This window comes from Aeromicrobium sp. Root495, from assembly GCF_001426755.1.
Classification (GTDB): domain Bacteria; phylum Actinomycetota; class Actinomycetes; order Propionibacteriales; family Nocardioidaceae; genus Aeromicrobium.
On sequence record NZ_LMFJ01000001.1, the window covers coordinates 2,117,499 to 2,143,540 of the forward strand.

Sequence of the window (26,042 nt, forward strand, 5' to 3'; positions counted from 1 at the left end):
ATGCGCCACACCGACGAGGTCGAGGACCACGACCGAGGGCTCTCCCACGACCTTCCCACCCTGGTGGGACGACGCCGCCTGCTCGGCCTGCTCGGCGGGGCAGGTGCCGCAGCGCTCGTCGCGTGCACGCCGGGTGACGGGTCCAGCACCACGAGCGGTCCGACCGCTCGCTCGACAAGTCCGTCCTCCCGCGCCGGCACCACGCAGTCCGGTGGCAGCGAGATCCCTGAGGAGACCAACGGACCCTTCCCGGCCGACGGGTCCAACGGCGTCAACGTGCTCACGGCCACCGGGATCGTCCGCAGCGACATCCGCTCCAGCTTCGGCGAGGCGACCGGCACGGCCGAGGGCGTTCCCCTCGACTTCACGCTCACCGTCGTCGACGTGAGCAGCGCCGACGAGGCGGGGAAGCCGCTCGCGGGTGCGGCCGTCTACGTCTGGCACTGCGACCGTGCCGGTGCCTACTCGATGTACTCCGACGAGGCCAAGGACGAGAACTACTTGCGAGGCGTGCAGGAGACCGACCAGGACGGCCGCGTGACCTTCACGTCGATATTTCCCGCCTGCTACGACGGGCGCTGGCCGCACATCCACTTCGAGGTCTACCCCAGCCTGGCCGACGCCACGTCAGCCACCGGACGCATGCGCACCTCGCAGCTGGCGTTCCCCCAGGACGTCTGCGAGTCCGTCTACGCCACGAAGGGCTACGAGACGAGCGTCGCCAACCTCGCGCGCGTGTCCCTCGACTCCGACCTGGTGTTCAGCGACGGCTACTCGCTCCAGATGGCCACGGTGTCCGGCTCGGCGTCCGACGGCTGCACTGCCACGCTGCGCGTCCCGGTCTGATGCGTCGGTCGCGCTAGTCCTTCGTGGGCTTCTTGCCGCAGATCACCTTGTCGGCCGCCTGGTAGTTGGCCGTCACGGTCTCGGACTTCACCTTCTTGCCCTTGCTGAAGAAGGTCCGGTAGATGTCGATGTCGAAGCCCTGCACCGGGTCCTGCGCGACGCACGCCGGCGTGTCGTCGTAGCGCGTGCCGGGGTCGCGCAGGTTGCGCTTGGCCGACTTCCCGGCCTTCACGTCCCACACCTTGGTGCTCCACAGCTCCACCCGGGTGACGCCCGCCGAGCCCGGCGTGGACTTCTTGACCGAGGCCCTGATGAGCACGCCGTACTTGGTGGGGTTCTTGAACTTGAGGTCCAGGTAGCCCCACGCGACCGTCGCCTCGCGGCCCACGGGGTAGCGGCTGATGTAGAAGGCGTGCGGGTGGTGCTCGACGTCGTCCATGCCGGCGAAGAAGGCGGCGTTGTACGTGGTGGTGACGACCTGGGAGACGCCGCCGCCCAGCTCCTCGCGGAACACTCCGCCGTTGATGATGGTGCCGACGACGAATCCCGCCGCCTCGGTGCGCTCCCCCACGGTGTCGTTGAAGCTGAACGTCTCTCCGGGCTTCACGATGACGCCGTCGATGAGCTCGGCCGCACGGGCCTGGTTGATGTTGCGGTACTCCGCGTACGGGAACTCGGTCTCGAACTCGCTGACCCGCTCCTTGATCTGGAGCTTCTTGGCGTCGGCGGTCGTGAACTCGGGCTCGACCACGTCGGCCTCGATGCTGATGGACCGGGCGTCCCCCGTCCGGGTCAGCACCGGGACGAGCTTCTTGGCCATCTCCTCGGGCTGCAGGCCCACGCCGTCCTTGCCGGGCACGACGACGGGCTTGCCGCCCCGGATCACGACGGTGGCGTCCACCGCCTTCCTGCCGATGCCGGTGGTGGCGTCGGTGAGCGGCTCGGCCAGCTTCTCCGCGTCGATGCGCGGCTTCATGGCGCCGTCGACCACGCCCACCGTGAGGGCGGGGGTGTACGCCGAGACGGGCAGCTTGATCGTCTTCTCGCCCACCCGGATCGCGACGGGAGCGGCCACGGCAGGCTGGGCGATCTCGGTCATGGCCTTCTTCAGTCCGGCCGAGTCGACCATGGGGTCGACGACGGCGGTGGGCACCGCCACGGGGCCGCTCTCCGCGAGGTAGGCGTCCTTGACCGCCTGGGCCGTGTCGTCCTTGCGGGCGACGAGCCCCTCCTGCGGCTCGCGGGCCTTGGGCTTCCCGCCCGGGAAGGTGATGAGCGCCTGGGTGACCGGCACCTGCACGGCCTCGGCCACCGAGTCCACGCTGTCCGCGAGCTTCGTGTCGTCGACGTCGACGACGGGGTCGTACGTGTGCTTGCCGGCCACGAGAGCCACCATGCGACGCGGGTCCCAGCTGCGGGAGACGACCTGGTCGACGCTCCCCTTGGCATCGAGCGAGAGGCCGACGTCGGCGGGATCGATCTCGAACGTCTTCTTCTCGTGCTCGAGGACGACGGCGTCGGCCTCCCGGGGTCCGAGCTCCGTCTCGACCGCTCGCTGCGCGGCGGTCGGTGAAAGACCTCCCACGTCGACCCCGCCGATGCTGGCCTGCGCGGGGGTCCGTTCGCCCGTGAGCCACCAGCCGCCGACGTAGGCCAGGCCCAGGAGCAGGACGGCTGCGACGAGCGCGCGGCGGAGCCACCGTCGGCGTGGACGGTGGGGCTCCTCGCCGGAGGGCGCCGCCTCGGTGGCGGCGTCGTCGACGTCGACGTCGTCGACGTCGACGTCGAGGGCGCTGGGCGCGAGCGGCGCGAAGGAGCGGGGCACCGGGTGGATCTCGCCGGTGTCCTCGGCGTCCGGGTCGACCGCGAACGGCGGCGGCCGGTGGTCGTGCTCGTGCTCGTGCTCGTGCTCGTCCTCGTCCTCGTGCTCGCCGAGGTCGGTGTCCGATGCCTCGAGCGGGACGTCGCCGTCGGGCTCGTCCTCGTCGTCGAGCTCGTCGCCCCCGACCTCGTCGCCCTCGGGCTCGTCCTCTGCGAGGAGCTCGTCCTCGTCCACCGGGTCCGGCTCGTCCGCGGGCTCGTCGTGCCCGAGCTCCGTCTCGTGGTCGGCCTCCGCGTCGAGGTCGGTCTCGGGCGCGTCGAGCGGGACGTCGCCGTCGGGCTCGTCCTCGTCGTCAGGGTCCCCGGCCTCGGGTCCATCGGGCTCCGGCTCGGGCTCCGGCTCGTCGCCCGGCTCGGGAGCGTCGTCGAGGTCGAGCTCGTCGCTCTCCTCGACGAGGCCGCCCTCGACGAGTGCGTCGTCGGGGCCGGGCTGCGCGGTGGCGTCGTCCTCGGCACCGTCGTCGTGCGGTCGCTGCTGGTCGTCGTTCATGAGCCGGCGTCCTTCCCGAGCGTCTTCTCATTCTCCGGCGATCGCACGATCGTGCCGTAGTGCGAGCGGTAGTACAACAACGGGTCGTCGACCAGCTCGTGGACCCCGGCGCCCACGACCGACCCGACGAGGATCGTGTGGTCGCCGCCGTCGTGGACGGCGTGCGTGGTGCACTCCAGCCAGGCGAGCGAGTCGTCGACGAGCGCCACGCCCGTGCTGCCACGGTGGTGTGCGATGCCCTGCAGCTGGTCCTCCAGCGGGCGACCGCGGTGCGCGAACCACGCCGAGGCGGCCCGGCCGGCGTCGGAGAGGATCGAGACGCCCCAGACGCCCGACTCGAGGACGGCATCGTGGAAGCGACTGGTCTTGTGCGAGCACACGAGCACGAGCGGAGGGTCGAGCGAGACCGAGGTGAAGGCGCTCGCGGTCATGGCGTGGTCGATGCCGTCGTGCAGGGTGGAGACGACGGTGACACCGCTGGCGAACCGGCTCAGGGCGTCGCGGAACGCCCGCTGGTCGACGGAGGAGGTCACCGGACCAGCCTAGGAGGTCGTCGGTGACGTCCTGGTGCCAGGACGACCACGAGGACCAGCAGCGACAGGCCGAGCCCCATGAAGGCCCAGCCCCAGCCGTCGGAGCCGACGAGGTAGCTGCCCGCTCCGCCGAGGCCCTGCAGGAGCAGGACCGCGGTCCACCCGAGGGCGAACCAGGCGGCTCCCGCACGCACCAGCAGAGAGGCGGTCCAGGCCAGGAGCGCCGCTGCGCCCAGGCCGAGGACGAGTCCCCACGGCAGGACGAGCGGACCGTCGTCGAGGCGCGCCCGGTGCATCACGGCACCCAGGACGCCCACGTACAGCCCGACGAGCACCACGGCGAGGCGCGCCGCGACGGCTCGCGCCGCAGGACCGCGACGCGGACGCGAGCCCGCCATCACTCCGTTCCGGCGAAGAGATCGTCCTCGAAGGCCGAGCCCTCGGGCTTCACCGCGACGCCCTTGACGAGGCGGTAGAACTCGCGGCCCCACGCTCGCTGAGCGATGTCGTTGGAGAGGGCGAAGAACGGTCCGTCCACCGCGATCTGGGTGGCGTGCGCGCGCATGGAGTCGAGCTTGGCGTCGACCCACGGCGTGCCGTCGACGATGGCGTCGATGTCGTCGTCCTCGAACGCGAAGGGCGGCAGGTTGTCGGGGTCCATGCCCTCCATGAAGGAGAGGTCGCCGGCCTCGCGCACCTCCTTGATGCCCTCGCGCAGCGCGGAGGCCGACATGGCGGCCCAGTAGACCTTGGGGATGTCCCAGGCCTCGCCCAGGTCATGACGGTACGAGCGGCCGGCGGCGAGCGCCGTGGCGTAGGTGGCCACGCGGTGGGCCTGGACGTGGTCGGGGTGGCCGTAGTTGCCGAACTCGTCGTACGTGACGAGGACCTGCGGGCGCACCTCGCGGATGATCTCGACGAGGAGGTCGGAGGCCTCCAGGAGGTCGGCGTGCCAGAAGGCGTTCTCGTGGATGTCGTCGGCGGCGGTGGCGTTGCCGTTCTCGTCCCACTTCATGCCCGAGTCCCGGAAGTGCCCGGCACCACCGAGGAAGCGGTGGTCCGTGACGCCGAGGATCCGCATGGCCTCGGCCAGCTCCTTCTCGCGGTGCGGGCCCAGGGCGTCGTCGCGGTCGGCAGCCAGGTGCTCGAGCTCGGGGACGAGCACCTCACCCATCTCGCCCAGGGTGCACGTGACCAGCGTGACCTGAGCCCCCTCCTCGACGTAGCGCGCCATGGTGGCGCCGTTGCTGATGACTTCGTCGTCGGGATGGGCGTGCACCAGGAGGATGCGACGGGCGGGCTGCGACATGACGCCAGCCTAGACCGCGCACCCCACGTCCTCGCCGTGCCTCAGACGTCGCTGCCGGGGTCCGCTGCGGGTGGCTGCTGCACCTGGCCCGGGGCGGCTCCCTGGCCCGGTCCGGAGCCTGGTCGCTGTCCCTGGGGCAGCAGGTCCGGGCGGCCCTGGCCCCGTGGGTCCTGACCCGGGCGATCCTGGTCCGTCCCCGGCTGGCTCGGGCGGCCAGGGAAGCCCTCGCCGGTTCCGAAGCCCCCGCGCGGGCCGCCGCGTCCGCCGTCCTCGTTGTTGCCGACCGCGCCCAGGGCAGCACCCGCACCGACGCCGAGCACCACCACGGCCGCCGCCGCGACGAGGAGCATGCGCGTGGACCATGTCTGTGTCTGGTTCTCGTCCATGGGCCCACGGTCCTCGGCGGACCTGTCGCGACGCTGTGGACGGGACCTGCACACGCTGAGGACGTCTCACAGGATCCTCACAGGCTGTTCCTGTCCGGCGCAGGGGAAGACCTCCCATAGTGGGAGCATGACGACCGCCGCACCAGCCGCTGCCCTGACCCGCCCCGACGGCACCCGTCTGCGGGTGCTCGTGGTGGACGACGAGCCCAACATCGCCGAGCTCCTCATGATGGCCCTGCGCTATGAGGGCTGGGAGGTCCGCACGGCGGTCACCGGGCGCGCCGCGGTCGACACCGCCCGGACGTTCTCCCCCGACGTCCTGGTGCTGGACTGGATGCTGCCCGACATCGAGGGCCCCGAGGTCATGCGTCGTGTCCGCGCGCACGACGACCAGGTGCCCGTCCTCTTCCTGACGGCGCGCGACGCCGTCGAGGACCGCATCGCCGGTCTCACGGCCGGCGGCGACGACTACGTCACCAAGCCGTTCAGCCTCGAGGAGGTCGTGGCTCGCCTGCGCGCGCTCGTGCGCCGCAGCGGCGCCACCGAGGTCCGGAGCGACAACGTGCTCGTCGTCGGCGACCTCATGCTCGACGAGGACAGCCGCGACGTCACCCGGGGCGGCGAGGCCGTCGAGCTGACCGCCACCGAGTTCGAGCTGCTGCGCTACCTCATGCGCAACCCCCGACGGGTCCTGAGCAAGGCGCAGATCCTCGACCGGGTGTGGAACTACGACTTCGGCGGCCAGGCCAACGTGGTGGAGCTCTACATCTCCTACCTGCGCAAGAAGATCGAGAACGGCCGCTCGCCGATGATCCACACCAAGCGCGGCGCCGGGTACGTGCTCAAGCCTGCCGACGACGCCTAGGGTCGCCGTCGTGCCCAGCCTCGTCCCCTCCTCGCTCACGAACCGGCTCGTGGCGGCCACCGTCGCGCTCGTGGCCGTGGTCACGATCCTCGTGGCCGTCGTCGCGGCGCTCGTGATGCGCTCGTACCTCACCGACCGGCTCGACACCCAGCTCGAGGAGTCGATGGACCGCGCCAGCCGCGTGGTGCGGCTCGGCCCGCCGGACGGGTTCGACGGGCCGGTCGCCGGCTCCGACCCCTGTTCCGTCCCTCCCATCGGACGGGGCCAGGCGGCCGGCAGCCTCACCGCCACCATCAGCGACGCGTGCGGCGCGCGGGGCAGCCAGGTCACCTCCTCCGGCGACCTCCGCACCCTCTCGACGTCGGCCCTCCAGGAGCTGGCCGACGTCGACACCGACCGGACGGCCAGGACCATCTCCCTGCCCGCCGTCGGCACGGTGCGGGTGGCCGCGACGACCACGGACGACGGGACCGTCGTGGTGCAGGGCCTGCCGACGGACGACGTCGACGACGCGATCGCCCGCTTCATCTGGTGGGAGGTCCTGCTGGGCGTCACGGGCGCCGTGGCCGCAGCCGCCGCCGGGTCGTGGATCGTGCGCCGCCAGCTCCGACCCCTGCGCGAGGTCGCCGACACCGCGCACGAGGTCACCCTGCTGCCCCTGGAGTCCGGGGAGGTCGGCCGGACCGTCCGGGTCCCCGAGCGCCTCACCGATCCGGCCACGGAGGTCGGCCAGGTGGGCGAGGCGCTCAACCAGCTCCTGCTCCACGTCGAGCAGGCCCTCGACGCCCGCCATGCGAGCGAGCAGCAGGTCCGCCAGTTCCTCGCCGACGCCTCCCACGAGCTGCGCACCCCGCTCGCCACGATCCGCGGGTACGCCGAGCTGGGGCGTCGCACGGGGACCGACCAGACCGCCAAGGTGGAGTCGGAGGCGCAGCGCATGTCCACGCTCGTCGACGACATGCTGCTCCTCGCACGGCTCGACGCGGGCCGCCCGCTCGAGCACGAGCCCGTCGACCTCTCGATGATGCTGGCCGAGGCCGTCACCGACGCGAGCGTCGTGACGCGCGACCACGAGTGGCGGCTCGACCTGCCCGAGGAGCCCGTCCTCGTGCCCGGCGACCAGCTCCGTCTCCACCAGGCGGTCACCAACCTGCTGCGCAACGCAGCGCGCCACACGCCGCCCGGCACCACCGTCACGGGACGTCTGCGGACCGAGGGCGGCCATGCCGTGCTGGAGGTCCACGACGACGGGCCCGGTCTCGACCCCGGGCTGGTGCCCGTGGTGTTCGAGCGGTTCACGCGCGGGGAGAGCTCGCGCACCCGCGAGCTCGGCGGCGCCGGGCTCGGGACGTCGCTCGTGCGCGCCATCGCCGAGGCCCACGGCGGCGCCGCGACGGTCAGCAGCACCCCGGGCGACACGACGTTCGCCCTCACCCTCCCCACCTGAGCGGTGGATCCGCCACCGTACGAGCGCTCGTACGGTGGCGGATCCACCGCCCGACGGGGGCCGGTGAGGGTCACAGGGTCGTCACAGATCGACCACACGACGGTGCCAGAGCGGGCCGCGACGGTGGAGCCATGGACCAGACCCTGACGCACCGCACCGGCGGAACGGCCGTGCTCGAGCCGCACCGCACCTCGCCCGACGACACCGACGACACCGCTCACCAGCGCCCTGGCCGCCGGCCGCTGCCCCGCGTCCTGCGCGGCAGGGCCGACGACCACCCGGGCGTCCGCCCCGCCCTCATCGGCCTCCTGGCCGCCACCGCCGTCCTCTACCTGTGGGGTCTCGGCGCCTCCGGCTGGGCCAACAGCTTCTACTCCGCCGCCGTGCAGGCCGGATCCGAGTCGTGGAAGGCGTTCTTCTTCGGCTCGTCCGACGCCGCGAGCTCCATCACGGTGGACAAGACGCCCGCATCGCTGTGGGTCATGTCGCTGTCCGTGCGGATCTTCGGCCTCTCGACGTGGAGCATCCTGGTGCCGCAGGCACTCATCGGCGTCGCGACGGTCGGCCTCCTGTACTCGACCGTGCGGCGGACGACGTCGAGCGCGTGGGCCGGGATCGCCGCCGGCGCGGTGCTCGCCCTCACGCCCGTCGCGGTGCTCATGTTCCGCTTCAACAACCCCGACGCCCTGCTCGTGCTCCTGCTCGTCGGGTCCGTGCACGCCACGCTGCGGGCGCTCGAGCGGCCCGAGCGGGCCGTGCGCTGGCTCGTGCTGGGCGGATCGCTCGTCGGGCTCGCCTTCCTCACCAAGATGCTCCAGGCCTTCCTCGTGCTGCCGCCGCTCGCAGGCGTCTACCTCCTCGCCGCCTCGGTCCCACTGCTCAGGCGTCTCGGCCACCTCCTCGTCGCCTTCGCGTCGATGCTCGTCGCCGGCGGCTGGTGGATCGCCGTCGTCGAGCTGTGGCCGGCCTCGAGCCGCCCCTACATCGGCGGCTCCCAGGACAACTCGATCCTCGAGCTGACGCTCGGCTACAACGGCCTGGGTCGGCTGAACGGCGAGGAGACCGGCTCCGTGGGCGGCGGAGGCGGCTGGGGATCCACCGGCCTCTTCCGCCTCCTCGGCAGCGAGATCGGCGGCCAGGTGGCCTGGCTCCTCCCGGCCGCCCTGGTCCTCCTGGGGCTCGGTCTCTGGTTCCGTGTGCGGAGCCTGGGGCGGGTCGCGGCCCGCACCGACCGCGTCACGTCGGGACTCGTCGTGTGGGGCCTGTGGCTCCTCGTGACCGCCCTGACCTTCAGCTTCATGGCCGGCATCTTCCACGCCTACTACACCGTGGCCCTGGCCCCGGCGATCGCCGCCGTGGTGGCCATCGGCGGTCATGAGCTCTGGACCCGGCGCGACACCCTGGTCGGCCAGCTGGGTGCGGCCTTCACGATCGCCCTGACCTCGACGCTCGCGTTCGTCCTCCTCGGCCGCAGCAGCGACTTCCTGCCCTGGCTCCGCTGGGTCGTGGTGGTGCTGGGCGTGGCGTGTGCGGCCCTCGTGGTGGTGCACCGCCTCCTCCCCCGACGCTTCGCCGTCGCGGTGGCCGTGGGTGCCCTCGTGGCCGTGCTGGCCGGGCCCACCGCCTACGCCGTCCAGACGGCCTCGACAGCCCACACCGGGTCCATCCCGTCAGCAGGACCTTCCACCGGCAACGGCGGACCCGGCGGGGGCCGCGGCCCGAACGGCGGACCCGGCGGCCAGGGCGGCCGGCCACCTCAGCAGAACGGCACCGGCCAGGCGCCCGGCGCGGCCGGCGGCCCAGGCGGGACAGGCGGGACTGGGGGCGCTAGCAACCTGCTCAACGGCTCCACGTCGTCGACCGCGATCGACGCGCTCCTCGAGGCCGACTCCGGCTCGTACACGTGGGCCGCTGCCGCCATCGGCTCCAACACCGCGGCGGGCTACCAGCTCTCGACCGAGCTGCCCGTCATGGCGATCGGCGGGTTCAACGGCTCCGACCCGAGCCCGACCCTGGCAGCGTTCAAGGAGCTCGTCGCCGACGGCGCGATCCACTACTTCATCGGCGGCGGCAGCGGTGGGCGCGGAGGCGCCGGGCCGGGCGGCGACACGAGCTCGGCGATCACGAGCTGGGTCGAGGAGACCTTCGAGTCCACCACGGTCGACGGCGTGACGCTGTACGACCTGAGCTCGGGTGTCCAGTGATGACCACGACGCTCGACACGACCGGACCCCGGATCGGGCACCGGCTCGCGACGATCGACGTCGTGATCCCGGTCCACGACGAGGAGGTGGCGCTCGGCCCGGCCGTCGCCGCCGTCCGGGCCCACCTCGCGACTCTCCCCTTCGGCCATCGCGTGACCATCGCCGACAACGCCAGCACCGACGGCACGAGCCGGCTGGCGCACGCCTTGGCCGCCGAGCACGACGACGTCCGTGTGGTGACGCTGCAGGAGAAGGGCCGCGGCCGGGCGCTCAAGCGGGCGTGGAGCGAGTCCGATGCCGACGTCCTCGTCTACATGGACGTCGATCTCTCGACGGACCTCAAGGCGTTGCTGCCCCTGGTCGCCCCCTTGGTGAGCGGGCACTCCGACATCGCGATCGGCTCCCGACTCGCCCGCAGCTCCCGCACGACCCGCGGTCCCAAGCGTGAGATCGTCTCGCGGTCGTACAACGCGATCCTGCGCGGGACGTTGCGGGCGCGGTTCTCCGACGCCCAGTGCGGGTTCAAGGCGATCCGCCGTGACGTCGCCCAGCGCCTGCTGCCCCTCGTGGAGGACGACGCCTGGTTCTTCGACACCGAGCTCCTCGTGCTGGCCGAGCGCGCGGACCTGCGGATCCACGAGGTGCCGGTGGACTGGGTCGACGACCCCGACAGCAAGGTCGACATCCTGCGGACCGCGACCGACGACCTGCACGGCATCGCCCGGCTGGGCTGGTCGCTCGTGCGCGGACGGGTCCCGCTCGGCGAGGTCTCCACGGCTCTGGGACGGACCACTCGCAGCAGCGCGTCGGGACGGACGAGCGCCCAGATCGCAGTCTTCGCCCTCATCGGCGTCGTCTCGACGGTCGCCTACGGGCTGCTCTACCTGCTGCTGCAGCGCTGGACCGGGGCGCAGTCGGCCAACGCGATCGCGCTCGTGGTCACGGCCGTGGCCAACACCGCGGCCAACCGGCGCCTCACGTTCGGGATCGTCGGCCCCAGGGGTGCTGCCCGGCACCAGCTGCAGGGGCTCTTCGTGCTGGGCTGCGGGCTCGTCATCACGAGCGGCTCCCTGGCGCTCCTGCACGCGTCCACCGGCGCGTCCCACCCGCTCGTCGAGGTCGTCGTGCTCACCGTCGCCAACCTCACCGTGACCGTCATGCGGTTCGCCGCCATGCGGTGGTGGATCTTCCGACACCCCGTCGACCGGGGTGTCTGAGGAGCGCCCGAGCGCGGTCGTCGGGGCCTGATGTTTGTGTCGGCTTGCTGCGTCGGCCAAGATCGAGACGTGCAGCCCTCGCCCCGCGCGTCCATCACCTCCCCCCTCCTGGCCCTGGCCCTCGCGGTCTGCGTCCTCCTCGTCCCCTCGTCCGCCGAGGCCGAAGGGGTCGACGTGTCGGGTCAGGTCACCGACTCCGCCGGCGTCCTCGGCGCCGACCGTTCCGAGGTCCGGGAGGCCACCCGCGACTTCTACGAGGAGACCGGCCGCAAGCTCTTCGTGGTGCTGGTGCCCACGTTCGGCTCCCAGGGCGGCGCGGAGTTCGTCGCCGACACCGTGCGGAGGTCGCGCCTCGGCTCGGCCGACGTGGTCCTGGCCATCGCCACCGACACCCGGCAGAGCGAGCTCACCGCCGACACCGACGACTTCGCCGCCTCCGACCGCGACCGCGTGCGGGCCGAGACCGTCCAGCCTGCAGTGGAGGCCGGGGAGTGGGCCGAGGCCGTCACCGAGGGAGCCGAGCAGCTGGCCGACGCCCGCGACAGCCGCGGATTCCCCTGGCTGTGGATCGTCCTGGGCGTGCTGGTCCTCCTCCTGGTCGTGGCCGTCGCCGCGCGCCGGTACCGCCGTGGCTTCGAGCGGACCCACCACGTGCAGGACGAGCACGGCCGCACGATCGACCCCGCGGCCATCCTCGGCGACGACGAGATCGAGGACGCTGCCGACCGCGCCCTCGTGACCGTCGACGACGCCCTGCTGGCCTCCTTCGAGGACCTCGACCACCTCGAGGCCGACGCCCAGGCACCCGGCCGCGCCAAGGTCCCCGCATGGCGCACGACCCTCACGCAGCTCCGGGCCGACCTCGACGAGGCGCTGGCTCAGCGCTCGGCCCTCGACGACGAGCCCTCGGCCACCCGGCGACGCGCCGCGTCCTCGGCGATCCTGTCCGTGTGCGACCGCGTCGACCGGGCCCTCGACGAGCTCGAGCCGCAGGTCCGGGAGGGCCGCGACCTCCGGAACCGTGCTGCCGCCCTCCTCACCGCCCTGGAGGCCCGCCTCGACGAGCTCGGGTCGCGCTCCACCAGCACCCCCGACCCCCTGACGCAGGTGCTCGAAGGGGCCGCCCGCGCGGCCGTCACACGGGCCCGGGCCGCCGACGACCCGGCCGACCGGGTGGCCGACCTCCGCGTGGCCGAGGCCGCGGCAGCACGACTCGCCGCGCTGCCGCAGGCCGAAGGGTCCGTCGAGACCCACATCGCGGTCCATCGCGGAGCCGTGGGCGTGCTGGCCCGCGCCCGTCGGGCCGCCGGCGACGAGCACGGTGCCCGCGAGCAGATGTCCTCCGACCTCTCCACGTGGGAGCGTCCCGACGACGGCGGCATCGAGGGCCTCTGGGCCCTGGCCCGCACCGGGGCCGTCGTGGAGGCTCCGGACCAGCACCGCATCGGCAGCGTCCTGGGAGGATCCACCCACGGGTCCGGCGGCAACGCCCCCTTCCCGGGCAGCGAGCGTCCCGACCGCTTCGTCGCCACCGGGTTCGGCGGTCACCGCTCGGTCGACCGGCGCCCCACCATCACACGCCTCTGAACCCGGCACGAGCACCTCGAAGGCAGCATCCCCACCACGGAAAAGAGAAGGCCATGGCACAGAAGCAGTCCATCCTCGGTCGCGTCGCCCAGCTGACCAAGGCCAACATCAACTCCCTCCTCGACCGCGCCGAGGACCCGCAGAAGATGCTCGACCAGCTCGTGCGCGACTACACCAGCTCCATCGCGGAGGCCGAGGAGGCCGTGGCGCAGACCATCGGCAACCTGCGGCTCGCCGAGGCAGACCACCGCGAGGACGTCGCCGCGGCCAAGGAGTGGGGCGCCAAGGCCCTGGCCGCGTCGCAGAAGGCCGACTCGCTGCGCACCGCCGGCGAGACGGCCCAAGCCGACCGGTTCGACCAGCTGGCCAAGGTCGCCCTCGGCAAGCAGATCGGCTTCGAGCAGGAGGCCAAGGACGAGGCCCCCGCCATCCAGCAGCAGGGGGAGGTCGTCGAGAAGCTCAAGACCGGGCTCGTGCAGATGCGCGGCAAGCTCGACGAGCTGCAGTCCAAGCGCGACCAGCTCGTCGCCCGGGCCAAGACGGCCGAGGCGCAGGCCAAGGTGCACGACGCCGTGAAGTCGATCGACATCCTCGACCCGACGAGCGAGGTCTCCCGCTTCGAGGAGAAGGTGCGTCGCGAGGAGGCCCGGGTCGCCGGCCAGGCCGAGCTCGCCGCCTCGAGCCTCGACGCTCAGTTCGAGGAGCTGGAGGTCGACAGCGCCCAGCTGGAGGTCGAGGCCCGTCTGGCCGAGCTCAAGGGCCAGCTCGGCAGCCCCGCCGCCACGCCCGAGCTCGACTCCTAGCCCGTCCTGATGCGCTGAAGCCCTCCGAACTGCAAGGATGCCCAGATGAAGTTCAACGATTCGTACGAGTACGCAGGTGCCGACGTCGAGGCCGTCTACGGACTGATCTCGAGCCAGGAGTTCCGCACCGAGGCGGCCGAGGACGCCGGGGCCACCGACATCGACGTCTCCGTCGAGTCCTCAGGCGGCAGCACGACCATCACGATCGTGCGCACGCAGCCCGCCGACCTGCCCGACTTCGTCAAGAAGCTCACGGGCAGCACGGTCAAGGTCAAGCAGACCGAGACGTGGGGCGAGCCCGACGCCAAGGGCACCCGCAAGGCCGACGTCAAGGTCAGCATCATCGGGCAGCCGGCCGAGATGCTGGGCAAGGCCACCCTCGTCAACGACGGCGGCGGCACCAAGTTCACCGTCGACGGCGACGTCAAGGTGAGCATCCCGTTCATCGGCAAGAAGATCGAGCCTGAGATCGCGCGGGCCATCAAGGGCTCCATCCGCGGCGAGGTCGAGCTGGGCAAGACCCGCATCTGACACCCCGGTCCCGACGGGCTCGCCGGCCGACGCCGACCGAGCCCGTCGGGGTCTCAGGGCAGCAGTGCGATGACGGCCTGCAGCTCCTGCACGCCGTACCAGGCCAGGTCGCCCGTGCCGTCTGCATCCACGTGGAGCGCGGCCACGAGGTCCAGCGTCACGGCGTCGTCGGGCTGCTCCACCTCGGCGGTCACCACAACGGGCCCGTCGTCGGCCGCCGTGGACAGGGCGTCGAACTCGTCCTGCTCGTCGTCGGACTCCGGCGCGACGCGCTCGCCCGTGAGCGGCTCGCCCGCCAGGAGCGCGCGCAGGCCGGCCGCGTCGGTGCCCAGGTAGACCCGCACGTCAGGCCTTGCTCGGGCGCTGACGGCCCCGCGGGGCGCGGGAGCGACGCGGTCCCACGGTCTCGACGAGCTCCTCCAGGGCATCGTTGATGCACTGGCCCAGGACGTCGACGTCGGGGACCGCCTCACGGTCGGCGACGATGCCGAAGAAGACCTTGCCGCGGTACGACGTGACCCCGATGGAGACCGCGCGGTGCCCGGTGAGCGGGATGGCGGGATAGACCTCGGCCACCCGGCGGCCGGCCATGTAGACCGGTTCCTGCGGACCCGGCACGTTGGTGATGACGACGTGGTGGCCGCGCTGGTCCTCCGACGCCGCCACGCGCGCTCCCACCGCGTGGAACGTGGACGTCGCGAAGCCCGGCAGGGCGGCGAGCTCGTTGGCCGCGACGGCCGAGCCGGTCTCCCGGTGGTCCTTGAGCGCGTACGAGACCTGGTGCAGACGCACGACGGGGTTGGACTCCCCCACCGGCAGCGACAGCAGGTGTCCACGCACCTTGGAGCCGAGGGAGGTGGGCAGACCGTCCTCGGACTGCACCGACATGGGCACCATCGCCCGGAAGCTCGTCTTGGCCGTGACCGACTCGGCGCGGGTCAGCATCCAGCCGCGCAGCCCTCCCGCGATGCTCGCCAGGATGACGTCGTTCACGGTGCCGCCGTGCTCGTCGCGCACGCGCCGGAAGTCCGCGAGGTCGGCCGACAGGGTGGAGAAGCGGCGGTGGCGCGAGAGGTCGGCGACGAGCGGTCCGCGGGTGGGCGGAGCCTGGCCGTTGACGAGCGGCAGGTGCCGGGCGACGCGGCCGAGGTTGTGCTCGGTGACGCGCAGGGCCTCGCCGGGGTGCTTCACGTTGCGGCTGATGCTGGCTGCCACGAGGTCGAGGCCGTGCGGACGCGGGCGCGGAGACCAGTCCTCGTGCGGGATCTCGCGCTCGCGGTCGGTCTCCTCGAGCAGCACCTGGGCGAGGTCGATGGTCTCCGAGCCGTCGACCAGCGCCTGGTGCGCCTTGAACAGGAGCGCGACGTTGCCGTCCTCGAGCCCCTCGACGAGGTAGAGCTCCCACAACGGGCGGTCGGTGTCGAGACGGCGGGCCACGAGGCGACCGACGAGCTCGTGCAGGGCGTCCCGCGTGCCCGGCTTGGGGAGGGCGGAGCGCCGGACGTGCAAGGAGATGTCGAAGTCCTCGTCGTCGACCCAGATGGGGGTGCCCAGGGCACCGGGGACCTTGCGCGGCACCTGGCGGTACCGCGGCACGATGTCGAGACGTTCCGTGATCAGCTGGACGAGGCGGTCGTGGTCGAGCGGGTCGTCGCCCTGCTCGACGATCGCCAATGACGCGATCTGACGGGGCACATCGGCACTGTCCTGATTCAGGAAGTCCGCGTCCAGGGGGCTCAACCGCTGCATCTCACTCCTCGCACGATGGGGACGAACGTACCACTGTGCATCAGCCCTCCAGACCCCGCGGGCTCAGACCGTGACGAGTCCCACGAGGCGGCCGGCGAGGCCTTCCATCGTCACGACGAAGGGACTCTGGGCCGCCACCTCCCGAGGCAGCCTCCCCGACATCAGCGCGGCGTCGTGGAGCGAGGCGTCGTCGGGGAGCACGAGGGCCGGGGCAACCCCCGTCAGCCGCGTCACGGTCTGCACGACCTCCGTCTCCGACCAGCCCACCGTGCGGCGCGAACGGTTCAGGACGATGACGGGGTCCCGGCGCCCCAGCTCGGCCAGCTCGTGGACGCCGCGGACCAGACGTCCGAGCCCCACGGGGTCGGCCCGGCCGACGACGACCACCTCGTCGGCCCGCTGGAGCATCGCGAGCGTGACGTCGTTCCGACCCCGCCCGCCCGACTCCGGCGCCTCCAGGCAGAACCCGACGTCGGCCACGACCACGTCGGCCAGGCGGACGAGCCGGTCCACCACCCGCTCCAACGCCGCCGGCCTGACCTGTCGCCACATCTGGGCCGTGGGGACACCGCTCAGGAGGTGCAGCCCCGGCGCCACGGCGACGAGGTGGTCCCGGACCTCGTCGTGACCCTGGTTGGCCGCGCGGCACGCGGCTGCCAGCCCGCTCACGTCGTCGAGCAGCCCGAGGGCCTGGCCCTGGCTCCCGCCGTAGGTGTCGGCGTCGACGAGGACGACCGAGCGCTCGGACCCCGCGGCCAGGGCGGCCGCCAGGCTCAGGGCCACCGTGCTGCGACCCGGCGAGCCGGACGGGCCCCACACCACCACGAGCCGTCCGTCCTCCCCCTCGAGCACCTCCTCGTCGATCGAGCCATCCGCGTCCGCACCGGACCCACCCAGCCGGCGGACGGCCTCGACCACCCCGTCAGGTCGCACCGCGTGCTCGATGCCGACGGCGGCGGCCCGCTCCGGCGTCCCGACGCCCACGACCACCACTCCGCTGCGGCCGAGCTGGCGCACGGCGTCGAGGTCGATCCCGATCGCTCCGGCGTCGACCACCGCCACCGCGACCCCACCGGTGGCCGCGAGCGCGAGGAGCTCGGCGACGTCGACACATCGCCGGACCAGCTCGAGGTCCGTCGCCCGGGTCACCTGCGGCAGGACCTCGAGCTCCCACGCCGCTCCCCCCGCGCACACGGCGACCGTGGTCATGCATGCCTCACGAGGGTGACGTGCCCGGACCCGATGCCCACGAGCACCGACGGGGCGATCTCCCGGGTGCCGGTGTCCACCACGACCGTGCTGGTGGCGCCGCCGCCCGCGCCGGAGCGGCTCACCGAGACCACCGGGACGCCGGAGAGGATGCGCCTGGCCTCCTGCGTCCCCCCGCCGTCCCCGCTGCCCGGACCGACCCAGACGTCGACCACCTGTCCCCGCCGCAGGTCACGCGGGAGCGCACCGATCCCCACCGGCAGCGGGAGCTCCACGACCGACGAGTCGCCGGACCGGACGACGTCGTCCCTGCTCATGAGGGTCCCGCCCGGCACGTCGTGTCGCCAGACGAGTCGCTCGATCCGGTCGGGAAGGTCGTCGGAGACCCGCAGGGCGCGGTCGGCCGCGTCGCCCGTGAGCCGTGCCGACGTGGCCACCAGGTCGTCCCTCGTGACCGGCTCCGCCTCCGTCACGTCGGCTCGGACCGACCAGTACCTCACGGTGTCGTCCTGGCTCGCGAACGCCACGCTGCCGAGCACCGTGGACGCCAGCACGAGCATCACCCCCACGAGGAGCCGCGGGTCACGCCAGGGTCGCTGCTCCAGTCGTCGTACCTCGCGCTGCTCGACTCCGCGTCTCGTGGCCATGCAGTCGTTCTAGTCATCAACCGAGCGCGCGTCCACCATTTATGTGCATGAGTTGTGGAGCGATTCTGTGTCCACAGGCACGGTCGGCCGGATCGACCGATTGACACCCGTGCGTGTGAAACTGAGGACATGTCCAGCGCAACGCCCCGCTTCCTCACGCTGGCCGACGTCGCCGAGGTCCTGAACGTCACCGTCCGCCAGGCCTACGCCCTCGTGCGTACCGGCGACCTGCGCGGGATCCAGGTGGGTGGGCGTGGACAGTGGCGCATCGAGTCCGTCGAGCTGGAGGACTACATCGCGCGCCAGTACGCCCGCACCGAGGAGCTCGTGAACGACCCGCACCAGGTCGCCGACGCCGACGTCTGAGCCGTCGTCGCTCAGTGCGGGAGACGGACCGCGGTCAGGGCGGCGAAGGGCACCACCGTCAGGGCCCCTGAGGCCGCCCGCACCCGGACGAAGTCCTGACCCACCACGTCGACCGAGACCTGCAGCGGCCGCTCGGTGCCCCGTCGCACCTCCACCTCCTCGCCCTCGTCCCGGGCCTGGCGGAACACGTGACGCCAGCCGAGCCGCGAAGCCACCCGGCCAGGCGCCACCGCCCGCGGCCCCGTGGCGGTCACGGCCACGACCCGCCTGACCGCCACCACGACGTCGTGCCCGGCCGACGCGATCCGCAGCACCTCGGCGCCTCGCGAGCGCAGGGCGCCCTCGACCCGGTGGTCGCCCTCGACCTCGAGCACGACCCGCCCTCCGAGGAGGCGCAGCCACGCGGTGGCACCCCAGTCCTCGTCGGTCAGCTCGGCGACGAGCGTGTCGCGCTCCTCGGCGGCGACCTCGTCGGAGCCGGCCTCGAGGTCGGCGAAGAGCCTGTCCCAGCGCATCCGACCACCGTAGTCACATCCACAGGTTCACTGCATCTCTTGACAGATGAATACCGGAGGTCTTGAGTGACTACACGTCATCAAACGTTGTCAAACGTCATGAGACGTACTCAACGAGGAGTTCGCCATGACACGTCCATCCGCCGTCCCGCCCAGATCCGCGCGAGCCTGGGCCGTCGCCCTGCCCGCCCTGCTGGTCGCGGCCTGGTCGGCACCCCAGGCACCTCGACTGGCCGCTCGACTGTCCGACGAGGCCTTCCCCGTGGCGATCGTCGCGCTGGCCCACCTGGCCCTGCTCGTCGTGGCCGCCTGGTCGGCCGTCGTGGTCCTGCTCGACTCGCTCGGCGGACTCCCCCGGCGAGCGGCCCGGCTCCTCACGCCGCACTGGGCCCAGGGAGTCCTGCTGGCATCGGTCGGGACCCTGGCCACCGTCGTGCCGGCGCACGCGGATCCGGGCTCGCTCGACGGGCTCCGGCTCCCCGAGCGTCCCGTGGTCTCGTCGTCCTCCGAACCCCGCTCGGAGCCGGTCCGGGCGTCTCGTGTCCCGGACCACGACCCCGACGCGCGCCGGGTCCGCACCGTCACGGTCCGCACCGGCGACACGCTGTGGGCCATCGCGGCGGACGGCCTGGAGCCCGGGGCCGACCCGTCCGCGGTCAAGCGGTCGGTCGACCTGTGGCACCGGTCGAACCTCGACGTCATCGGCCCCGACCCCGACGTCCTCCACCCCGGCCAGGTCCTCGCCGCACCGGACGGCACGGCGTCATGAGGACCGCCACCGCGCTCGCGCCCCGCACGTCGTTCCTGCGCCACCACGACATCTCCGCCACCGCGGCCGAGCAGGTCCCGCTGCCCTTCCCGGGCCTGCACCCCGTGCTCCCCGTCCCGGTCGAGCGCGGCCTCGTGCCGCCGGACTCGCTCCGGGGTCCGGCGATGCGGTTCACGCAGGCGCTCGCCGAGGTGCTGAGCGGCGGACGGGCGTGCCGCCAGCTGGCGCCGTGGGTGGCGCCCGACGTCTACGACCAGCTGCAGCGCAGGCTCCTGGCCCACGCGCGGGTCCCCACCCGGCGCACCGGACCCATCACGGCTGCCCGCGTGGTCTCGCTCCACCTGCTCATGGTCGACCAGGAGGCCGCCGAGGTGGCGGCTCGCATGGTGCACCGGGGCCGGTCCCGGGCCATCGCGCTGCGGCTCGAGCTCGTCACCACGCACCGTGGCGAGCGGCGCTGGCAGTGCAAGGCCCTGGAGTGGGCGTGATGAACGCCTGCTCCAGGGCCTGACAGCCGCGGCTCAGCGGTTGCGCTTGCGCGACTGGCGCTGGGCCTTGGCCTTCTGCCGGGCCTTGTTCTTGGCGTTGTTGGCGCGACGCGTCTCGGCCTCGTCGGCGTCGACGGCCTGCTCGCCGCGGACCTCGACGTCGCCGTCCTCGCTGGGCGCGGAGTACGAGAGGTTGGCCGGCGCCTGACGGGGCTCCAGGCCCTTGGCCGAGACCTCGGCCTCGCCCTCGTCGGCCGTCTCCACCTGGACGTCGACGTTGAACAGGAAGCCCACGGACTCCTCCGCGATGCCCTCCATCATGGCGTTGAACAGCTCGAAGCCCTCGCGCTGGTACTCCACGAGCGGGTCGCGCTGGCTGTAGGCCCGCAGGCCGATGCCCTCACGCAGGTAGTCCATCTCGTACAGGTGCTCGCGCCACTTGCGGTCCAGCACGGTGAGCACGACGCGGCGCTCGAGCTCGCGGGTGACCTCGGGGCCGAGCTCAGCCTCGCGGGCGTCGTAGGCGCGCAGGGCGTCCTCGACGATGGTGGCCTGCAGGCCGTCGCGGTGCAGCCCGTCGCGACCACCCGCCTCCTCCTCCACCTCGGCGATGGTGACGCCGACGGGGTAGAGGGTGCCCAGGGCGGTCCAGAGCTGCTCGAGGTCCCACTCCTCCGGGAAGCCGTCGGTGGCGCCGGTGACGTACGCGCCCGCGACCTCCTCGATCATGGAGCGGACCCACTCGGCGAGGTTCTCGCCCTCGAGCACGCGACGGCGCTCGGTGTAGATGACCTCGCGCTGGCGGCTCATGACGTCGTCGTACTTGAGGATGTTCTTGCGGGTGTCGAAGTTCTGCGCCTCGACCTGCGACTGCGCCGACGCGATGGCGCCCGTGACGCGCTTGTTCTCGATGGGCACGTCGTCGGGGATCTTCATGGACTGCAGCACCCAGTTGACCCAGTCGGCCTTGAACAGGCGCATGAGGTCGTCCTCGAGCGAGAGGTAGAACCGCGTCTCGCCCGGGTCGCCCTGACGACCGGAACGGCCTCGGAGCTGGTTGTCGATACGACGCGACTCGTGCCGCTCGGTGCCGATGACGGCCAGGCCGCCGAGGGCCGAGACCTCGTCGTGCTCGGCCTTGACCTGCGCCTCGATCTTCTCGAGCATCGCCGGCCAGGCGGCGCTGTACTCGTCGGCCTGCTCGAGCGGGTCGAGACCCTGCTTGCGGAGCTCGGCGTCGGCGAGGAACTCCACGCTGCCGCCCAGCATGATGTCGGTGCCTCGACCGGCCATGTTGGTGGCCACGGTGACGGCGCCCTTGTGTCCGGCCATGGCCACGATGGCGGCCTCGCGGTCGTGCTGCTTGGCGTTGAGGACCTCGTGCACGATGCGTCGCTTCTTGAGCAGCTTGGACAGTCGCTCGGACTTCTCGACGCTCGTGGTGCCCACCAGGACCGGCTGGCCGCTGGCGTGACGCTCCGCGATGTCCTCGACGACGGCGTCGAACTTGGCCGCCTCGGTGCGGTAGACGAGGTCGGGCTGGTCGATGCGCGCCACCACACGGTTGGTGGGGATGGGCGTGACACCGAGCTTGTAGATCTTGTCGAACTCGCTGGCCTCGGTCATGGCCGTGCCGGTCATGCCGCCGAGCTTGTCGTAGAGACGGAAGTAGTTCTGCAGCGTGATGGTGGCGAGGGTCTGGTACTCCTCGCGGACCTCCACGCCCTCCTTGGCCTCGATGGCCTGGTGCAGGCCCTCGTTGTAACGACGGCCGTCGAGGATGCGACCGGTGTGCTCGTCGACGATGAGGACCTGGCCGTCCATGACGACGTAGTCCTTGTCGTTCTTGAAGAGCTCCTTGGCCTTGATGGCGTTGTTCAGGAAGCTGATGAGCGGGGTGTTCACCGCGTCGTAGAGGTTGTCGATGCCGAGCCGGTCCTCGACGACCTCGATGCCCTGCTCGGTGACGGCGATCGTGCGCTTCTTCTCGTCGACCTCGTAGTGCTCGTCGATCGTCATGGAGCCGACGATCGTGGAGAACTCGCCGTACCACTTGACCTCGTCCTCGGTGGGTCCCGAGATGATGAGCGGCGTGCGGGCCTCGTCGATGAGGATCGAGTCGACCTCGTCGACGATGGCGAAGAAGTGGCCGCGCTGGACGCAGTCCTCGATGTTGTCGGCCATGTTGTCGCGCAGGTAGTCGAAGCCGAACTCGTTGTTGGTGCCGTAGGTGATGTCGCACGCGTAGGAGTCGCGGCGCTCGGCCGGCGTCATGGAGGGCAGGATCATGCCGACCGACAGACCGAGGTACGTGTACACCCGGCCCATCCACTCGGCGTGGTACTTGGCCAGGTAGTCGTTCACCGTGACCACGTGGACGCCCTTGCCTGCGAGCGCGTTGAGGTAGCTGGGGGCGGTGGCGACGAGGGTCTTGCCCTCACCGGTCTTCATCTCCGCGATGTTGCCGAGGTGGAGCGCCGCGCCGCCCATGAGCTGGACGTCGAAGTGGCGCTGGCCCAGCACGCGCTTGGCGGCCTCACGCACCGTGGCGAACGCCTCGGGCATGATGTCGTCGAGGCTCTCCCCGGCCGCGAGGCGGTCCTGGAACTCCTTCGTCATGCCGCGGAGCTCGTCCTCGCTCATCGCGACGAACTCGTCCTCGATGGCGTTGACCTGCTTCGCAATGGCCTCGAGCTGGCGAAGGATCTTGCCTTCACCCATGCGGAGGATCTTGTCGATGACCTTGGGCACGAGAACAGACTCCTGAGAGGAACGATGGAAAACCCTTTCAGTCTAGGCGCCCCCGGGTGACGTGGCGCCCACCGCATGCGACAGAGCGTCGGCGAGGTCGCCACGAGAGGCCACGACCACGCCGTCCAGACCGAGCCAACCGGCCATGAGGAGCAGCTCCGCCGCCAGCTCCGTGGGCGTGTGGCCCGGCGCGCCGGGCTCGGCCCACGCGCCCTGGACGCGCAGGACGCCGCTGTGCCGGTCGGCCTTGAGGTCGACCCGGGCCACGAGCGCGTCGCCCAGGAGGAAGGGGAGCACGTAGTAGCCGTACTGCCTCTTCTCCTCGGGCACGTAGATCTCGATGCGGTACCGGAACCCGAAGAGCTGCTCGGTGCGGGTGCGCTCGAAGACGAGGGGGTCGAAGGGGCTCAGGAGCGCACGCGCCCTGATGGCCCGCGGCCGGGCCGCCTCGGCGTGGAGATAGGCAGGGCGCCGCCAGCCCGCGATCTCCACCGGCTCGAGCTCGCCGGTGGACACGAGGTGGGCGACGGCGGCCGCGGTGGGCTCCGGGGCGAGGCGGAAGTAGTCGCGCAGGCACTGCACCGTGCCCACGCCGAGGGCCCGGGCCGCGTGCCGCACGAGCACCCGGTGGGCCTCCTCGCTCGACAGCGCCGGCCGGGCGAGGACCGCCGGCGGGACGACGCGCTCGGGCACGTCGTACAGCCGCTCGAACTGGCTGTTGCGCCGCGCTGCCGTGACCTGTCCGGTGTAGAAGAGGTACTCCAGGGCCTGCTTGGCCTCCGACCAGTTCCAGCCCCAGTGGTCGCGCGAGCGCTCGGTGTCGGTCTCGATCTGTCGGGCCGAGACGGGCCCGTGGGCGCGGACGTCGGCCAGGACCTGCTCCACGAGCTCGGGCTTCTCCTCGGCGATGCGCCGCGGGCCGCCCCACAGGCCACGGCGCTCGGCCATGCGCCACTGGAAGGCGGGCCAGAGCCCGACGTCGACGAGGGCGGCCTCATGGGCCCAGTACTCGAACAGGCGCCGCGGGGCGCGTCCGGCGGCACGGTGCAGCAGCTCAGGGTCGTAGGCACCGAGCCGGGAGAACAACGGCATGTAGTGCGCGCGCACCGCGACGTTGACCGAGTCGATCTGGAAGAAGCCCAGCCTCGCGACCACGGCGTTGAGATGGGCCGCCGAGACCGTGGCGGAGGGCCGGGCGCGCGAGAAGCCCTGGGCGCCGAGGGCGATGCGGCGGGCCTGCAGGGGCGTGATCCGGGGAGTCATCAGCGCCATCGTGCCGCAGACCGCCGACAGGCCAGGCTCAGCCGTCGAGGAGGTTGGAGCGCACGGCATACATGGCGGCCTCCATGCGCGACTTCATCTGCAGCTTCTCGAGCATGTTGCGGATGTGGTTCTTGACCGTGTTCTCGCTGATGTAGAGGTCCTCGGCGATCTCGCGGTTGCTCTTGCCGCGCGCGACGAGACGGAGCACCTGGAGCTCGCGCTGCGTCAGCGTGGCCGGTGTGGGGGCCGGGCTCTTGCTCATCTGCACGAACTCGTCGAGGAGCTTCGTGGCCATGCTGGGGCTGATGAGCGACTGGCCGGCCGCGACGAGCCGCACCGCCTCGGCGACCTGGTCGTACGTGGAGCCGTCCTTCAGGAGGTAGCCGGAGGCACCGCTCTTGATGGACTCGTAGAGGTCGGACTCCTCGTCGCTGGCGGTGAGCATGATGATGCCGGTGGACGGCGAGATGGCCTTGATGGCCCCGCAGACCTCGACGCCGCTGCGCCCCGGCATCCGGACGTCGAGCAGCACGACGTCGGGCGGGGTGGCCTCGACGGCCGCGATGGCCTTGTCGCCGTCGTCGACCTCCTCGAGCTCGAGGGTGTCGTCGGCTCCGAGCACCATGGAGACGCCACGTCTGAACAGCTCCTGGTCGTCGACCAGGAGGACTCTGATGCTCGCTGCTCCATCAGTCACGAGGGAATCATGCCACGGCGACCGCGGCGCGCCACTCGAACGCGCCCGGTCGCCGTGGGACGAAAGCTCTCCGCCGTCACTCAGTGACGTCGAGGTGGATCACGCCGTAGTCGTATCCCTTGCGCAGGTACACGACGCTGGGACGCATGGAGTCCTTCTCCATGAAGAGGAAGAAGTCGTGGCCCACGAGCTCCATCTCGTAGAGGGCCTGCTCCAGCGTCATGGGCGTTCCCTCGTGGGTCTTCTCCCGCACCACGAGCGGGCAGTCGTCGCCCTGGACCTCGACCGAGCCCACGAGGTGGGTGGCGGGCGCGCCGTCGGGCTCGGGGGCGTTGAGCAGCCCCGAGGGGACCTGGGCCGTGGCCTCGGCGAGCGAGGTGGGCTTGTGCTGGCCGTGGCTGATCCGCCGCCGGTCGACCGCCTTGCGCAGACGGGACTCGAGCTTGTCGATGGCTGCGTCGAGCGCGGAGTGCTGATCGGTGGAGGCTGCCTCGGCACGGACCGCCGGACCACGGGAGCGCAGGGTCATCTCCACGCGCGCCGCCTTCTCGTGCTGGCGGGGGTTCTTCTCGTGGGTGACCTCGACCTCGACGCGGAGGATCTTCTGGCGCTGGTCGTACTTCTCGATGCGGTGGAGCTTTTCCTCGACGTGATCCCTGAATCGCTGGGAGATCTCGCTGTTGCGGCCCTTGACGACGATTTCCATGTCGTTCCTCCTGCGCTCGATCGGTGTTCATGTTCACATACCTAGGACCGTAGACCGCCGGACGACGACATGCCAGGTTTCCGACCCGAGGATTGGCTGTGAACCGCCCTTCACGGCCGCCACGCCACCGTGGCCGCCCCGGCCGGGACGTGCCCCACGGCAGCGAGCGCGCGGAGCGCCTCTCGCACCGTGGCGCCCGTGGTCGTCACGTCGTCCACCACGACGAGCCGGCCGCGCCCTCGGTCCCGACCCGGCGGAGCGGCCCTCAGCGCACCGCGGAGGTTGGCCTCGCGCTCGGGAGCGGTGAGGTCGGCCTGGTCGCGGGTCTGACGGGCCAGGGCGAGCACCGGCGCGACGCCGGCCTGCAGGCCGCACGAGCGCAGCATCCCGGCGGCGGCCCGGGCCAGCACCGTCATGTGGTCCTGCCCCCGCCTCCGGCGGTTGCGGCGCGACGTCGGCACGGGAACGAGGACCACGTCGCTCTCCTCCCCCGCCACCTCGACCACGGCGGAGGCGAGAGCGACCGCGAGCCACGGCAGGAGCCCGTGGTGCCCGCGCTCCTTCCATGCAGGCACGACGGCTCTCCACGCCCCTTCGTACCGCGCGCCCGCCACGACGGTCAGCGACCCGGGGACGTGCCCGACCTGCGGCAGGAGGAGCCTCGCGCAGCCAGGGCACACGTGGAGGGCGGGGCGCTCGCACACCGCGCAGGCTGCGCCCAGGACGAGGTCGGCGGCAGCGACCCGCCACGTCGCCCGCCCCTGTCCGGTCCCGACCACCTCC

At 71.9% G+C, this 26,042-nt stretch carries 26 protein-coding genes; 11 read left to right on the top strand and 15 right to left on the bottom strand.

Annotated features, from left to right (window positions below; translation table 11 throughout):
• A complete protein-coding gene (locus ASD11_RS10585; RefSeq protein ID WP_056286850.1) occupies positions 1 to 846 on the top strand; it encodes an intradiol ring-cleavage dioxygenase in 846 nt (281 codons plus the stop codon).
• A gap of 13 nt (positions 847 to 859) precedes the next feature.
• Here ASD11_RS10585 and ASD11_RS10590 read toward each other — a convergent pair whose 3' ends face one another.
• Genes ASD11_RS10590 through ASD11_RS10610 form a run of 5 tightly spaced genes read right to left on the bottom strand, consistent with a single transcriptional unit; the run spans position 860 to position 5,445 of the window.
• Entirely contained in the window at positions 860 to 3,217 is a 2,358-nt protein-coding gene (locus ASD11_RS10590; RefSeq protein WP_156464683.1) for a VanW family protein, read from the bottom strand.
• The gene (locus ASD11_RS10595) at positions 3,214 to 3,750 is read right to left on the bottom strand and encodes a flavin reductase family protein (RefSeq protein ID WP_056286854.1); all 537 of its coding nucleotides are present in this window, start codon (positions 3,748 to 3,750) and stop codon (positions 3,214 to 3,216) included. Before ASD11_RS10595 ends, ASD11_RS10590 begins: the two co-directional genes overlap by 4 nt.
• Complete coding sequence (locus tag ASD11_RS10600) at positions 3,747 to 4,148, bottom strand: hypothetical protein (protein WP_056286858.1); 402 nt, start codon at positions 4,146 to 4,148, stop codon at positions 3,747 to 3,749. Before ASD11_RS10600 ends, ASD11_RS10595 begins: the two co-directional genes overlap by 4 nt.
• Positions 4,148 to 5,059, bottom strand: a complete 912-nt coding sequence (gene mshB / locus ASD11_RS10605; protein WP_056286861.1) for an N-acetyl-1-D-myo-inositol-2-amino-2-deoxy-alpha-D-glucopyranoside deacetylase — start codon at positions 5,057 to 5,059, stop codon at positions 4,148 to 4,150. Before mshB ends, ASD11_RS10600 begins: the two co-directional genes overlap by 1 nt.
• Before the next feature lie 41 nt (positions 5,060 to 5,100).
• Entirely contained in the window at positions 5,101 to 5,445 is a 345-nt protein-coding gene (locus ASD11_RS10610; RefSeq protein ID WP_056286864.1) for a hypothetical protein, read from the bottom strand.
• A 127-nt stretch (positions 5,446 to 5,572) separates the two neighbouring features.
• Between ASD11_RS10610 and ASD11_RS10615 the strand changes: the two genes are divergently transcribed.
• The 7 genes from ASD11_RS10615 to ASD11_RS10645 all read left to right on the top strand — a co-directional run bounded on the left by ASD11_RS10615 (position 5,573) and on the right by ASD11_RS10645 (position 14,099).
• Entirely contained in the window at positions 5,573 to 6,310 is a 738-nt protein-coding gene (locus ASD11_RS10615) for a response regulator transcription factor (protein WP_056286865.1), read from the top strand.
• A 10-nt stretch (positions 6,311 to 6,320) separates the two neighbouring features.
• Positions 6,321 to 7,757, top strand: a complete 1,437-nt coding sequence (locus ASD11_RS10620; protein WP_056286868.1) for a sensor histidine kinase — start codon at positions 6,321 to 6,323, stop codon at positions 7,755 to 7,757.
• 131 nt (positions 7,758 to 7,888) lie between these two features.
• Positions 7,889 to 9,961 carry an ArnT family glycosyltransferase gene (locus ASD11_RS10625; RefSeq protein WP_082554289.1) on the top strand — a complete coding sequence of 691 codons (2,073 nt, stop codon included), beginning with the start codon at positions 7,889 to 7,891 and terminating at the stop codon, positions 9,959 to 9,961.
• Entirely contained in the window at positions 9,961 to 11,178 is a 1,218-nt protein-coding gene (locus ASD11_RS10630) for a bifunctional glycosyltransferase family 2/GtrA family protein (protein WP_056286874.1), read from the top strand. Before ASD11_RS10625 ends, ASD11_RS10630 begins: the two co-directional genes overlap by 1 nt.
• Positions 11,179 to 11,247: 69 nt before the next feature.
• Positions 11,248 to 12,765 carry a TPM domain-containing protein gene (locus tag ASD11_RS10635; protein WP_056286878.1) on the top strand — a complete coding sequence of 506 codons (1,518 nt, stop codon included), beginning with the start codon at positions 11,248 to 11,250 and terminating at the stop codon, positions 12,763 to 12,765.
• A 53-nt stretch (positions 12,766 to 12,818) separates the two neighbouring features.
• Positions 12,819 to 13,568 carry a PspA/IM30 family protein gene (locus tag ASD11_RS10640; protein ID WP_056286881.1) on the top strand — a complete coding sequence of 250 codons (750 nt, stop codon included), beginning with the start codon at positions 12,819 to 12,821 and terminating at the stop codon, positions 13,566 to 13,568.
• Between the two features lie 45 nt (positions 13,569 to 13,613).
• Positions 13,614 to 14,099, top strand: a complete 486-nt coding sequence (locus ASD11_RS10645) for a DUF2505 domain-containing protein (RefSeq protein WP_056286885.1) — start codon at positions 13,614 to 13,616, stop codon at positions 14,097 to 14,099.
• 53 nt (positions 14,100 to 14,152) lie between these two features.
• Here ASD11_RS10645 and ASD11_RS10650 read toward each other — a convergent pair whose 3' ends face one another.
• The 4 genes from ASD11_RS10650 to ASD11_RS10665 form a co-directional block, all read right to left on the bottom strand.
• On the bottom strand, positions 14,153 to 14,443 hold the full coding sequence (locus tag ASD11_RS10650) for a hypothetical protein (protein ID WP_056286890.1): 291 nt from the start codon (positions 14,441 to 14,443) through the stop codon (positions 14,153 to 14,155).
• A gap of 1 nt (position 14,444) precedes the next feature.
• On the bottom strand, positions 14,445 to 15,848 hold the full coding sequence (locus ASD11_RS10655) for a WS/DGAT/MGAT family O-acyltransferase (RefSeq protein ID WP_056286892.1): 1,404 nt from the start codon (positions 15,846 to 15,848) through the stop codon (positions 14,445 to 14,447).
• A gap of 63 nt (positions 15,849 to 15,911) precedes the next feature.
• Complete coding sequence (locus tag ASD11_RS10660) at positions 15,912 to 17,057, bottom strand: AAA family ATPase (RefSeq protein WP_056286895.1); 1,146 nt, start codon at positions 17,055 to 17,057, stop codon at positions 15,912 to 15,914.
• On the bottom strand, positions 17,054 to 17,704 hold the full coding sequence (locus ASD11_RS10665; RefSeq protein ID WP_056286898.1) for a hypothetical protein: 651 nt from the start codon (positions 17,702 to 17,704) through the stop codon (positions 17,054 to 17,056). The genes ASD11_RS10660 and ASD11_RS10665 overlap by 4 nt, the downstream gene beginning before the upstream one ends.
• A 129-nt stretch (positions 17,705 to 17,833) precedes the next feature.
• Here ASD11_RS10665 and ASD11_RS10670 point away from each other — a divergent pair, with 129 nt between their 5' ends.
• A complete protein-coding gene (locus ASD11_RS10670; protein WP_056286900.1) occupies positions 17,834 to 18,070 on the top strand; it encodes a helix-turn-helix domain-containing protein in 237 nt (78 codons plus the stop codon).
• 11 nt (positions 18,071 to 18,081) lie between these two features.
• Here the strand turns inward: ASD11_RS10670 and ASD11_RS10675 are convergent, their stop codons facing one another.
• Positions 18,082 to 18,585 (bottom strand): hypothetical protein, encoded by a 504-nt coding sequence (locus ASD11_RS10675; protein WP_056286903.1) that lies wholly within the window; start codon positions 18,583 to 18,585, stop codon positions 18,082 to 18,084.
• Positions 18,586 to 18,712: 127 nt separating this feature from the next.
• Between ASD11_RS10675 and ASD11_RS10680 the strand changes: the two genes are divergently transcribed.
• Both ASD11_RS10680 and ASD11_RS10685 read left to right on the top strand, forming a co-directional pair.
• Positions 18,713 to 19,354, top strand: coding sequence for a LysM peptidoglycan-binding domain-containing protein (locus tag ASD11_RS10680; RefSeq protein ID WP_056286908.1), 642 nt, complete (start codon positions 18,713 to 18,715; stop codon positions 19,352 to 19,354).
• Positions 19,351 to 19,842, top strand: a complete 492-nt coding sequence (locus tag ASD11_RS10685; protein WP_056286911.1) for an Rv3235 family protein — start codon at positions 19,351 to 19,353, stop codon at positions 19,840 to 19,842. The genes ASD11_RS10680 and ASD11_RS10685 overlap by 4 nt, the downstream gene beginning before the upstream one ends.
• Positions 19,843 to 19,875: 33 nt before the next feature.
• Here ASD11_RS10685 and secA read toward each other — a convergent pair whose 3' ends face one another.
• The 5 genes from secA to ASD11_RS10710 form a co-directional block, all read right to left on the bottom strand.
• The gene (gene secA / locus ASD11_RS10690) at positions 19,876 to 22,593 is read right to left on the bottom strand and encodes a preprotein translocase subunit SecA (protein WP_056286913.1); all 2,718 of its coding nucleotides are present in this window, start codon (positions 22,591 to 22,593) and stop codon (positions 19,876 to 19,878) included.
• Between the two features lie 42 nt (positions 22,594 to 22,635).
• Positions 22,636 to 23,856: a winged helix-turn-helix domain-containing protein gene (locus tag ASD11_RS10695; protein WP_056288751.1), complete on the bottom strand. Its 1,221-nt coding sequence runs from the start codon at positions 23,854 to 23,856 to the stop codon at positions 22,636 to 22,638.
• A 37-nt stretch (positions 23,857 to 23,893) separates the two neighbouring features.
• Positions 23,894 to 24,553, bottom strand: a complete 660-nt coding sequence (locus ASD11_RS10700) for a response regulator (RefSeq protein ID WP_056286916.1) — start codon at positions 24,551 to 24,553, stop codon at positions 23,894 to 23,896.
• Positions 24,554 to 24,629: 76 nt separating this feature from the next.
• Complete coding sequence (hpf, locus tag ASD11_RS10705) at positions 24,630 to 25,259, bottom strand: ribosome hibernation-promoting factor, HPF/YfiA family (RefSeq protein ID WP_056286919.1); 630 nt, start codon at positions 25,257 to 25,259, stop codon at positions 24,630 to 24,632.
• 110 nt (positions 25,260 to 25,369) lie between these two features.
• Positions 25,370 to 26,038: a ComF family protein gene (locus tag ASD11_RS10710; protein WP_056286921.1), complete on the bottom strand. Its 669-nt coding sequence runs from the start codon at positions 26,036 to 26,038 to the stop codon at positions 25,370 to 25,372.
• Between the last annotated feature and the right edge of the window lie 4 nt (positions 26,039 to 26,042).